An 11,250-nucleotide genomic window follows, 5' to 3' on the forward strand; every position below is an offset into this window, starting at 1 on the left:
GGACCTGCTCCGCGCCCACCAGAGCCATGAGCTGGCCGCCGAACTGCGCACCCGGCTCACCTACATCGAGCGGCAGAACCTGATGAACGCCCGGCCCACCCCGCATCTGCCCCAGCTCCTGAACGCCCTCGCGGACCGCGGTGTCGGCGTCGCGGTCGCCGGTGACTGCGACTCCGGCGTCATGACGGAACTGCTGACCCGGCGGGGCCTGACCCCCGCGGTGCCCGGCGGCGTTCACGGCCGCCGCGGCGGCTCTCCCCTGCTGCCGGACCCCGACTGCCTGCGCCGCGCGCTCCTCGCCCTGGATTCCGATGCCGGGCGCTGCGTGATGGTCGGCTCCTCGTCGGCCGAGCTGCTCGCCGCCCGGCAGCTCGAACTGCCGTTCATCGGCTTCCGCCGCGACGAGAGTTCCTACCGCAGGCTCCGGGCCGACGGCTGCGAGCTGACGCTCGACTCGCTCGCCTCACTGATCGACGCGGTCCGCGGCACCTGAGAGCACCGAGCCCCCGGGTGCACCGCCCTCACGCCTCCGGCACCCGCGAGTCATACCGGGCGAACCGTGGCCACCGCAGGGCCAGCAGCCCCACGGCGACGACGCACGCGATGCCGCCGCCCACCACCGCGACCCCCGGCGAGCTCAGATCCCCCACCGACCCCGCGATGAAGTCCCCGAGGCGCGGCCCGCCCGCCACCACCACGATGAAGACCCCCTGGAGCCGCCCCCGCATCTCGTCCGGCACGGCCGCCTGGAGCATCGTGCTCCGGAACACCATCGAGACGGTGTCCGCACACCCGGCGAGGGCGAGGAAGAAGAGGCCGAGCCAGAGGTTCCGCGTCAGGCCGAAGACGGCGATCGCCGTGCCCCACCCGGCCACCGCGCACAGGATCGCGAGCCCGTGCCGCCTGATCCGCCCCAGCCACCCGGAGAAGACCGCGCCGAGCAGCGCGCCCACCGCGGGCGCCGCGACCAGCAGGCCCGCCGTCTTCGCGTCGCCCGCGAACCACACCACCGCGACCGCGGGGAACAGGGCCCGCGGATGCGCGAGCACCATCGCGCACATGTCCGAGAAGAAGGTCATCCGCAGGTTCGGCCGCGTGGCCAGGAACCGCAGCCCGTCGAGGACCGAGGCCCGCTTCCTGCGCACCCCTTCCTCCGAGCCCTCCGGCCGCATCGCGGGGAGCCGCCACATCGCGTACAGGGACGCGCTGAAAGCCACCGCGTCCACCGTGTACGCCGCCTGATAGCCCCACAGGCCGACGATGAGCCCGCCAAGCATGGGCCCGAGCATCGTGCCCGACGTCGTCGTCATCGACGAGAGCGCGTTGGCCGCGGGCAACTGCTCGGGCGGCAGCAGGCGCGGGATCATCGACGAGCGCGCCGGCGAGTTCAGCGCCCCGCACACCGCCTGGAGCGCGACCACGGAGTAGAGGAACCACACGTGGTGGAAGCCCGCGAAGGCACCCGCCGCGAGGGCCACCGAGAGCCCGCACGAGCCGAGCGAGGAGTAGAGGCCCAGCTTCCGCCGGTCGACCGTGTCGGCGATCGCGCCCCCGTACAGGCCGAAGACCACCAGCGGGACCAGCGAGAAGAGCCCCACCAGGCCGACCGAGAAGCTGGAGTGCGTGATGTCGTAGACCTGGAGGGAGACCGCGAGGGCGGTCATCGCCTGGCCCAGCCAGGAGATGGTGTTGCCGATCCAGAGGCGGCGGTAGTCGACCGACGTACGCAAAGGCGTCAGATCGGCGAGTATCCGCCTTTTCGTGACGGGCTCCCGGGGCTCCACTGGTACCGGGGACAGCGGGGGGTTACTGACGGCTCCGGGTATGCGGGGGCCGTCGGCTTCGTCTTCGTCAGGGGGCGTTTGCGTCACACGGGATGCTAACTGCGCCGCCCGCGACGCGATCAAGACCACCCGTGCGGCGGCACCCCGCCCGGCTCAGCCCAACGCGCGCGCCGCCCGCGGCCACCGCACGATGCGAGATGGGACCGTCGTCCGGCGGTCCGTACGGTCTGCGCTCTCGGGAGGATCTGCCATGACCGTCAGTCTGGAGCAGTTGCGCCGCTGCCACATCGCCGTCGACCTGGGTGCCGCGAGGACCCGGGTGTTCGTGAAGGGCGCGGGTCTCGTCGTCGACGAGCCCAGCGCCGCCGCCGTGAACACACGGACGGGCGCGCTCATCGCGGTCGGCCGGTTCGCCGAGCAGATGACGGGACGCACGCCGGGCTACATCCGGGTCGTACGTCCGGTCTCCGGCGGCACCGTCGTCGACATCGAGATGGCCCAGCGCATGCTGCGGCACCTGATCGGCGAGAAGCTCCGCCGCAATCTGCGCCGCAAGCCGCGGCTTCGCGCCGCCGCCTGCACGCCGCACGACGCGGACCCGCTGGCGCGCCGCGCCGCCGTGGAGACGATGGTCGGTCTCGGGGCGCGCAGGGTCGAACTCGTGGACACGCTCATCGCGGCGGCGGTCGGCTGCGGGCTGCCCGTGGAGCAGCCGGAAGCGACCATGATCCTGGTGTGCGGGGCCGCGACCACGCAGGTCGCGGTGTTGTCGCTCGGGTCGATCGTGACCGCCCAGCGGATCCCGGTCGGCGGTGAGGCCATCGACCACGCGATCGTCCAGCACCTGCGCCACCACCACGAACTGATGCTGCCCAGCCAGTCGGTACGTCCCCTTCAGCTCGCCCTGCGCGGCAACGGCCTCACGTCACAGGGGCCCGAGTCGACCGAGATCCACGGCCGGGACGTCGCCACGGGCCTGGCCCGCTCGGTGCACGTGGACACCGCCGCCGTCCGCGAGGCGATCCACACGCCGCTCACCGCGGTGCTCGACGGCATCGGCAAGGTGCTGCGGGACTGCCCGCCGGACCTGGTGGCCGACCTGGCCGATCGCGGGATCATGATGGTCGGCGGGAGCGCGCTGCTTCCGGGGCTGGACCAGATGCTGCGGGACGCGACCGGGATGCCGGTGGAGATCGCCGAGCGGCCCGACGTCTGCGCCGTGATGGGCCTGGGGGCGATGCTGGAGGGCAAGATCCAGCCGCTGGCCCTCAACCCCCTTTCCGGCTGACCGCGCCCCTGTCCGGCTGACCCCAGCCCTCCCCCGCTGATCGCGCCCCGCGGAAGAGTGCCCGTATGTCGATGACCGTGCAGCTGGTCGGCTCCGCGCTGATCCTGCTCGCCTTCGTCCTGGCCCAGGCGGGCAGGCTCGGCACGGGCACCTGGTCCTACCTCTGGCTGAACTTCGCCGGGTCCGGGCTCACGGCGGGCGATGCTCTCTACGAAAGGCAATGGGGTTTTCTGCTTCTGGAGGGTGCGTGGATGGTGGTCTCGCTGCTGGGCCTGATCGGGAAGGCGCGGCGCGGCGGGGCCGCGGGGAACCCGGCGGGCACCGCGCGATGAGCGGCACCGACCTTCCCCTGCCCCTCGTGCCGCTCCTGGACGCGGTGCTCGGCGTCGGCTCGGACCTCGAACTGCACACCACGCTCCAGCACATCGTGGAGAGCGCGGCCGAGCTGACCGGCGCGCGGTACGGCGCGCTCGGCGTCATCGACCCTGGCCACGGCAAGCTGACCGATCTGTTCACGGCGGGCCTGACCGAGGCCGAGCGGGAGCGCATCGGCCCGCTGCCCGACGGCCACTCGGGGCTCCTCGGCACCCTGATCCGCGAGCCGCGGCCGCTCCTCCTGGACGACCTGACGGCGGACCCCCGCTCGTGCGGCGTGCCGCCGGGCCACCCGGAGATGCACAGCTTCCTGGGCGTTCCCGTGCACGTACACGACGAGGCGTTCGGCAATCTCTACCTCACCGAGAAGCGCGGGGGCCGCTTCACCGACGAGGACCTGCAACTGCTCCGCGTCCTGGCGAGCCAGGCGGGCATCGCGATCGGCAACGCCCGGCTGTACGAGGCGGCGAGGCAGCGCGAGCGCTGGATCGACGGGGCCGCGGCGGTCACCACGGCGCTGCTCACCGGCGAACCGGCGTCCGACGCCCTGATGACGGTCGCCGAGAAGGCCCGCATCCTCGCGAACGCCTCCGCCGGGGTGATCCTGCAACCCACGGACCAGGGCGGCATGCGGATCGTCGCGGCGGCGACGGCGCAGGACGCCGACGATCCGCCGAGCACGGCCCCGGCCCCTTCCCGCGACCTCCAGAACGACCTCATCGGCACCACCATCGAGCCCGGCAGCGCGGTCCTCGAACAACTGCTCGGGGGTGAGCCGGTGTTCATCGAGGACTCCGCGACCGACCCCCGGATGACCACCCACGTGCGGACCAACTTCGGGCCAAGCCTGATGCTGCCGCTCCAGGCCGACGGACGGCTCATCGGGACGCTCGCGCTGCCCCGCCGCAGGGGCGAGCGTGCCTACACCTCCGTGGAGCGGCTGCTGGCCACGCAGTTCGCCTCGCAGGCCGCCCTGGCGCTCGTCCTGGCGGACGCCCAGCAGAGCAGGCAGCGCCTCGCGGTGTTCGAGGACCGCGACCGCATCGCCCGCGACCTGCACGACCTCGTCGTCCAGCGGCTCTTCGCCACCGGCATGATGCTGGAGTCCACCCGGAGCAGGGACCGATCTCCTCAGGTCGAGTCGACCCTGGAGCAGGCCGTGGACGAGCTGGAGTCCACCATCCAGGAAGTCCGTACGGCGATCTTCGCGCTCCAGCAGCCGCCCGCCGACGCCCCCACCACGTTCCGCGGCAAGGTGCTGCGCGAGACGGCGGGCGCGGCGGCTGTCGTCGGCGTACAGCCCTCGGTGCACTTCTCCGGCGCCGTCGACACCCGCGTCACGGACCCGGCGGCGGGCCATCTCCTGACCGCCCTGCGCCGCGCCCTGGCCACCGCGTCCCGCCGCCCCGACGTGACGCGCATCGAGGTGGCGGTGGACGCACGCGCGACGCTGCCGGACGGCCGTGAGGGTGTGCGCCTGACGGTGTACGACGACGGCACGACGGACGGCGCCGGGTCCGGCACGACGACCACGTGGCAGGCGCCTCTCTGAGCGACCGCCCGGCGCACGCCGGTCCGGGTGACCCGCTCAGGCCGCCTCATAGCGATGCGCGTGCCCGCCGCGCCACTGCACCCGGGCCGGATCGTCGAGCAGCTCCTCCGCGTCCGGCAGCCCGGTGTCCCGCAGGAACGCGACGACATCGGCATCGGAGTGCGCGAGGCCGAGGATCTCCCCGCGGACCGTGACCCGGCGGCCGCCCGTGCCGACCGGGGGGTGCACGGTCACCGGCGGGGCGGACGCGGGTCCGTGGTGCGCGCTCACCGGCGCTTCCGCGACTGGAGGTACCAGGCTGCGGCGAGGCCGACGACGACCAGGACGATCAATATCTTCATGACGCCCTGGTTCCCCGGATCCCGGACCTGAAGCTCACTCTCCGTCGGGCGCGTCGATTCGGCGCCCGGCAGCCGGGAAAGCGCAGGGTTGCCATGACGTCGGGCCGGCCCGGCGCCGGCCCGCGAGGACACGAAGGAGACAGCAGATGCTGTTCGGCAAGGAACACGTCAAGCGCTACGTCGAGACCGACGGCGAGGAGGGCCACGACTGGCAGGGCACCACGGTGCTCATCCTCACCACCACCGGCCGCAAGAGCGGCGAGCAGCGCAGCACCCCGCTGATCTACCGGCCGCACGGTGACGCGGTGCTCGTGGTGGCATCGAACGGCGGAGCCGACGCCCCGCCCCTCTGGTTCCGGAACCTGGAGGCGGACCCCGAGGTGCAGGTGCAGATCAAGGGCGACCGCTTCACCGCCCGCGCACGCACCGCGACCGCGGACGAGAAGCCGGGGATGTGGCGGACGATGGCGGCGACGTGGCCCGCCTACGACGAGTACCAGACGAAGACCGACCGGTCGATCCCGGTCGTGGTCCTGGAGCGCGTCTGAGGGCCGGGCCGAAAAAAAGCGGGACGCGGTGGCACCCTGCGCCGATCGGCGGGGCCACCGCTTGTCCCGCGCCCGGCATGTCACCGCAAAGAGCAGGGCCGGAAGGTTTGCACTGTTGACGCAGGTGGAATCGTTCCTGCGCCCCAGCGCCTCGGTGGGGCGGGTGGGACTCGAACCCACGGCCGACGGATTATGAGTCCGCTGCTCTAACCGGCTGAGCTACCGCCCCTAACGGCGCGTCGCGCACATTTGTGCGCGCCGTCTGCCGCAGCATAGCCGCTCATACGATCTCCTGCTTCGGATGGTCGGCATCGCTCGACCATGAGGACTGCAGGGCTGCCCGCATGGTTCCACCAGGCATGAAAATGGACCCCTGAGGGGAATCTCAAGGGTCCATCTCACTTGCTCTCCCGACTGGACTCGAACCAGTAACCTGCCGGTTAACAGCCGGCTGCTCTGCCAATTGAGCTACAGGAGACCGAGCTCCCCCGACTGGACTCGAACCAGTAACCTGCCGGTTAACAGCCGGCTGCTCTGCCAATTGAGCTACAGGGGATCGTCTCGTTTGCATCGAACGCAGCTACCTGGGAACTCTCCAGGCGGCGGGCGGTCGCTGCGACACATACATTAGCGCAAGCAGGGGGGTGCTCCGCCAATCGGTATCCCCCACCGCCGACGCAGAGCAGCCGACGAGCGAACAGACGCTCGACGCCGACGCAAGGGAAGGGTGGCAGACATGCGCTACCGGCTCACATTCGTGGCGGGTCTGGCTCTCGGGTACGTGCTGGGTACCCGGGCCGGCCGCGAGCGCTACGAGAAGCTGAAGAAGTCCGCCCGGGAGATCGCGCAGAACCCGGCCGTGCGCAACACCGTCGAGTCCGCGACCCAGCAGGGCCGCGACGTGGCGGGCAAGGCCTTCCACTCCGTGTCCGAGAAGGTGGGGGACCGCGTCCCGGACTCGGTGAGCGACCGGGTGCGGTCGCTGCGCGAGCGCGGGCAGGGCGGCGGCGAGGACGACTGGGGCACCAGCAACACCTAGCCGGGACGGCTCCCGGGAGCTGAGGTGCGGGACACGTCGCGCGGTGCGGCAGAATTCGTGGCATGGGGATAGTCGCAGGGTTGGACAGTTCGCCCGATTTCACTCGCATCGTGGTCTGTGACGCGGACACGGGTGCCGTACTCAAGCAGGGCTATGCCCCGCATCCGACGGAGAATCCCGACGGCGGGCGGCCCTCGGACGTCGACCCGCAGGCCTGGCTGCTGTCTCTCGGCGAAGCGGCGGGCGGCGGACTTCTCGAAGGCGTGCAGGCCATCGGCGTCTCCGCCCAGCAGAACGCGCTCGTCCCCCTCGACCAGCACGGCAACACGGTGCGGCCCGCGCTCGTCGGCAACGACCGGCGGGCGCAGGTCGCCGCCGCCGACCTGATCGACGGCCTCGGCAGCCGCGAGGCCTGGGCGCAGGCCGTGGGCTGCGTCCCGCAGGCCGCCCACCCCGTGACGAAGCTGCGCTGGCTGGCGAAGACCGAGCCGGAGGCCGCGCAGCGCGTCGCCGCCCTCATGCAGGCGCACGACTGGCTGGTGTGGCAGCTCCTCGGCAGGCCCGCGCGGCGCACGACCGACCGCGGCGGCGCCTCCGGGACCGGCTACTGGTCGGCGGCGACCAGCCAGTACCGCCCCGATCTCGTCGATCTCGCGCTCGGCCACCAGGCGATGCTGCCCGAGGTGATCGGCCCCGCGGAGGCCGCGGGGACGACGCCCGAGGGGCTGCTGATCTCGGCGGGCACCGGCGAGACGATGGCGGCGGCGTTCGGGCTCGGGGTGCAACAGGGCGACGCGGTGGTGTCGTTGGGGGCCTCGGGGTCCGTGATGGCGGTGCACCACGAGGCCCTGGTCGACCCGAGCGGGACGATCACCTCGCTCGCGGACGCCACCGGCATGCATCTGCCGGTGGTGCACACACTGAACGCGGTGCGCGTGCTGCGCGGCGCCGCCGAGATGCTCGGGGCAGCCGACCTCGACGCGCTCTCCGAGCTGGCCATGAAGTCGACGCCGGGTGCGCACGGGCTCGTACTCCTGCCGTATCTGGAGGGCGAGAAGACGCCGAATCTGCCGCACGCCGCGGGCACGCTGACCGGGCTTCGGCGGGAGTCGATGCGGCCCGAGCATCTGGCGCGGGCCGCGTTCGAGGGCATGCTGTGCGGCCTCGGCGACGCGCTGGACGTGCTGCGGGGGCGGGGCGTGGAGGTGCGCCGGGTGTTCCTGCTGGGCGCGGCGGCCGAGCTGCCCGCGGTGCAGGCGGCGGCGCCGATGCTGTTCGGCACGCAGGTCGTGGTGCCGCAGCCCGCGGACTACGCGGCGATCGGCGCGGCACGCCAGGCGGCCTGGGCGCTCAACGGCCGGCTGCCGTACTGGCAGGGAGCATCGGCCCAGGTCTTCGAGCCGGGCGAGGAACACGCCGTGGGCCAGGCGGTCCGCCAGCAGTACCGAACGGTACGGGAACAGACGCATCCGGGGGCACTCTAGAGCGCCCCGCAGGGGCCGCCGGGGGAACGCCCCGCAGGGCCGGGGGGGTGAGCGCCCCGCAGGGGCGCGGGGAACTGCGCGACAAGCCACGACGCGCCCGCAGAGGCGAACCGTTCTGTACCTGGGCAATGTTTTTACCGGGTCATGGCTTAATCGCTTGCACGCACCCGGGTGCGGTGCCGGAGTATGGGGGCGACCTCGCCAAGAACCCTGCCCACGCCTCTCGAAGAGACCTCGTGCTCATACGACTCCTGCGGGCCCACCTGGGTCCGTACAAGAAGCCCATCGCCCTGCTGGTGCTGCTGCAATTCCTGCAGACCTGCGCCTCGCTCTACCTGCCCACACTGAACGCCGACATCATCGACCAGGGTGTCGTGAAGGGCGACACGGGCTACATCCTCTCGTTCGGCGGCATCATGATCGCCGTCACCGTCGCCCAGGTGATCTGCAACGTCGGTGCCGTCTACTACGGCGCCCGCACCGCGGCGGCCCTCGGCCGTGACGTCCGGGCCGCCGTCTTCGACCGCGTGCAGTCGTTCTCCGCCCGCGAGTTGGGGCACTTCGGCGCGCCGTCCCTGATCACCCGGACGACGAACGACGTCCAGCAGGTGCAGATGCTGGTCCTGATGTCGTTCACGCTGATGGTGTCGGCGCCGATCATGTGCGTCGGCGGCATCATCATGGCCCTGGGTCTCGACGTACCGCTCTCGGGCATCCTGGTCGCGGTCGTGCCCGTCCTCGCGATCAGCGTGAGCCTGATCGTCAAGCGCCTGCGGCCGCTCTTCCGCACCATGCAGGAGCGCCTGGACACCGTGAACCGCGTGCTGCGCGAGCAGATCACCGGCAACCGCGTCATCCGCGCCTTCGTCCGCGACGACTACGAGAAGGGCCGCTTCCGCGAGGCCAACTCCCGGCTCACGGAGGTCTCGCTCGGTACCGGCAAGCTGCTCGCACTGATGTTCCCGATCGTGATGACGGTCGTGAACCTCTCGTCGATCGCCGTGGTCTGGTTCGGCGCGCACCGCATCGACAGCGGCGGCATGCAGATCGGGGCGCTCACCGCGTTCCTCGCGTATCTGATGCAGATCGTGATGTCCGTGATGATGGCCACCTTCATGTTCATGATGGTGCCGCGCGCCGAGGTCTGCGCCGAGCGCATCGAGGAGGTCCTGGACACCGAGAGCAGCGTGGTGCCCCCGGCATCGCCCGTGACGGAGCTGCGCAGCCACGGCCACCTGGAGATCCGCGAGGCGGGCTTCCGCTACCCCGGTGCCGAGGAGCCCGTCATCAAGGGCGTCGGTCTGGTCGCGCGGCCCGGCGAGACGACCGCCGTGATCGGTTCGACCGGCAGCGGCAAGTCGACGCTGCTCAGCCTCGTGCCGCGGCTCATCGACACCACGGAGGGTGAGGTACTGGTGGGCGGCGTGCCGGTGCACACCGTCGAGCCCGCGCTGCTCGCGAAGACCGTGAGCCTGGTGCCGCAGAAGCCGTACCTCTTCGCGGGCACGGTCGCCACCAACCTGCGCTACGGAAACCCGGACGCGACGGACGAGGAGCTCTGGCACGCCCTGGAGGTCGCCCAGGCCAAGGGCTTCGTCCAGAGCCTGGAAGAGGGCCTGAACGCGCCCATCTCGCAGGGCGGCACGAACGTCTCCGGCGGCCAGCGCCAGCGGCTCGCGATCGCGCGGACCCTGGTGCAGCGTCCGGAGATCTACCTCTTCGACGACTCCTTCTCGGCCCTGGACTACGCGACCGACGCCGCCCTGCGCGCCGCGCTCGGCCGCGAGACCGCCGAGGCGACCGTCGTGATCGTCGCCCAGCGCGTGGCGACGATCAGGGACGCCGACCGCATCATCGTCCTGGACGAGGGCCGGGTCGTGGGGACGGGCCGCCATCACGAGCTGATGGAGAGCAATGAGACCTACCGGGAGATCGTGCTCTCCCAGCTGACGGAAGCGGAGGCCGCGTAATGGCCGGTCCGGGTGGCGGACAGATGATGGGGCCGGACTCCCGGTCGATGGACTTCAAGGGATCCGGCAAACGGCTGCTCGCGCAGTTCAGGCCCGAGCGCACCACGATGTACGGGATGCTCGCCGCCGGAGTGCTCAGCGTGGCGCTCAGCGTGCTCGGCCCCAAGATCCTCGGAAAGGCGACCGACCTGCTCTTCGCGGGCATCGTCGGCCGTGACATGCCGGCCGGGATCACCAAGGACCAGGCCATCGAGGGCCTGCGCGACAAGGGCGACGGCGGCATGGCCGACATGCTCTCCGGGGTCGATTTCACGCCGGGCAAGGGCATCGACTTCGGCGCCGTGGGCGAGGTCCTGCTGCTGGCTCTCGGCGTGTTCCTGATCGCGGGACTGCTGATGGCGGTGGCGACGCGGCTATCGAACCGCGCGATCAACAAGACCGTCTTCCACATGCGGGGCGCCGTCCAGGAGAAGCTGTCGCGCCTCCCGCTCTCGTACTTCGACAAGCGGCAGCGCGGCGAGGTGCTCAGCCGGGCGACGAACGACCTCGACAACATCGGCCAGACCCTCCAGCAGACCATGGGCCAGCTGGTGAATTCGCTGCTGACCATCGTCGGCGTGCTGATCATGATGTTCTACGTCTCGCCGCTGCTCGCCCTGGTGGCGCTCGTCACCGTGCCGCTGTCGTTCTTCGTGGCGACGAAGGTCGGCAAGCGCTCGCAGCCGCAGTTCGTGCAGCAGTGGAAGACCACCGGCAAGCTCAACGCGCACATCGAGGAGATGTACACCGGGCACAACCTCGTGAAGGTCTTCGGCCGTCAGGAGGAGTCGGCGAAGGCCTTCGCCGCGCAGAACCAAGCCCAGTACGAG

The 11,250-nt window shown here is 71.3% G+C and carries 11 protein-coding genes and 3 tRNA genes; 9 read left to right on the forward strand and 5 right to left on the reverse strand.

Going from position 1 to position 11,250, the window contains the following annotated elements:
• Positions 1–493 (forward strand): HAD family hydrolase (locus tag ACQKIP_RS27550; RefSeq protein WP_427744390.1); only part of this gene is annotated, 493 nt, incomplete at its 5' end.
• Between the two features lie 28 nt (positions 494–521).
• Here ACQKIP_RS27550 and ACQKIP_RS27555 read toward each other — a convergent pair.
• A complete protein-coding gene (locus ACQKIP_RS27555) occupies positions 522–1,799 on the reverse strand; it encodes an MFS transporter (RefSeq protein WP_427744397.1) in 1,278 nt (425 codons plus the stop codon).
• Between the two features lie 235 nt (positions 1,800–2,034).
• Between ACQKIP_RS27555 and ACQKIP_RS27560 the strand changes: the two genes are divergently transcribed.
• The 3 genes from ACQKIP_RS27560 (at position 2,035) to ACQKIP_RS27570 (ending at position 4,999) form a co-directional block, all read left to right on the forward strand.
• Positions 2,035–3,072 carry a rod shape-determining protein gene (locus tag ACQKIP_RS27560; protein ID WP_361189375.1) on the forward strand — a complete coding sequence of 346 codons (1,038 nt, stop codon included), beginning with the start codon at positions 2,035–2,037 and terminating at the stop codon, positions 3,070–3,072.
• 65 nt (positions 3,073–3,137) lie between these two features.
• Positions 3,138–3,404 carry a CBU_0592 family membrane protein gene (locus ACQKIP_RS27565; RefSeq protein WP_365852156.1) on the forward strand — a complete coding sequence of 89 codons (267 nt, stop codon included), beginning with the start codon at positions 3,138–3,140 and terminating at the stop codon, positions 3,402–3,404.
• Positions 3,401–4,999 (forward strand): GAF domain-containing protein, encoded by a 1,599-nt coding sequence (locus tag ACQKIP_RS27570; RefSeq protein WP_365852154.1) that lies wholly within the window; start codon positions 3,401–3,403, stop codon positions 4,997–4,999. Before ACQKIP_RS27565 ends, ACQKIP_RS27570 begins: the two co-directional genes overlap by 4 nt.
• Before the next feature lie 36 nt (positions 5,000–5,035).
• Here ACQKIP_RS27570 and ACQKIP_RS27575 read toward each other — a convergent pair whose 3' ends face one another.
• A complete protein-coding gene (locus ACQKIP_RS27575) occupies positions 5,036–5,269 on the reverse strand; it encodes a hypothetical protein (RefSeq protein WP_365852152.1) in 234 nt (77 codons plus the stop codon).
• Between the two features lie 217 nt (positions 5,270–5,486).
• On the opposite strand from ACQKIP_RS27575, the gene ACQKIP_RS27580 reads away from it, so the two are divergent.
• Entirely contained in the window at positions 5,487–5,888 is a 402-nt protein-coding gene (locus tag ACQKIP_RS27580) for a nitroreductase family deazaflavin-dependent oxidoreductase (RefSeq protein ID WP_365852150.1), read from the forward strand.
• A gap of 155 nt (positions 5,889–6,043) precedes the next feature.
• On the opposite strand, the gene ACQKIP_RS27585 is transcribed toward ACQKIP_RS27580, so the two are convergent.
• From ACQKIP_RS27585 to ACQKIP_RS27595, 3 genes are all read right to left on the reverse strand, one after another.
• Positions 6,044–6,117 (reverse strand) — tRNA-Ile (locus tag ACQKIP_RS27585).
• A gap of 176 nt (positions 6,118–6,293) precedes the next feature.
• Positions 6,294–6,366 (reverse strand) — tRNA-Asn (locus ACQKIP_RS27590).
• A 5-nt stretch (positions 6,367–6,371) separates the two neighbouring features.
• Positions 6,372–6,444: transfer RNA gene (locus ACQKIP_RS27595), tRNA-Asn, on the reverse strand.
• A gap of 180 nt (positions 6,445–6,624) precedes the next feature.
• Here ACQKIP_RS27595 and ACQKIP_RS27600 point away from each other — a divergent pair.
• The 4 genes from ACQKIP_RS27600 to ACQKIP_RS27615 all read left to right on the forward strand — a co-directional run.
• Positions 6,625–6,927, forward strand: a complete 303-nt coding sequence (locus ACQKIP_RS27600; protein ID WP_361189364.1) for a YtxH domain-containing protein — start codon at positions 6,625–6,627, stop codon at positions 6,925–6,927.
• 62 nt (positions 6,928–6,989) lie between these two features.
• The gene (locus ACQKIP_RS27605) at positions 6,990–8,411 is read left to right on the forward strand and encodes a xylulokinase (protein ID WP_365852148.1); all 1,422 of its coding nucleotides are present in this window, start codon (positions 6,990–6,992) and stop codon (positions 8,409–8,411) included.
• 236 nt (positions 8,412–8,647) lie between these two features.
• The gene (locus tag ACQKIP_RS27610; protein WP_365852146.1) at positions 8,648–10,381 is read left to right on the forward strand and encodes an ABC transporter ATP-binding protein; all 1,734 of its coding nucleotides are present in this window, start codon (positions 8,648–8,650) and stop codon (positions 10,379–10,381) included.
• The coding region (locus ACQKIP_RS27615) for an ABC transporter ATP-binding protein (RefSeq protein WP_427744395.1) at positions 10,381–11,250 on the forward strand (870 nt) is incomplete at its 3' end. The genes ACQKIP_RS27610 and ACQKIP_RS27615, both read left to right, overlap by 1 nt.

The sequence above is a fragment of the Streptomyces sp. NPDC059900 genome, assembly GCF_050270335.1.
GTDB lineage: Bacteria > Actinomycetota > Actinomycetes > Streptomycetales > Streptomycetaceae > Streptomyces.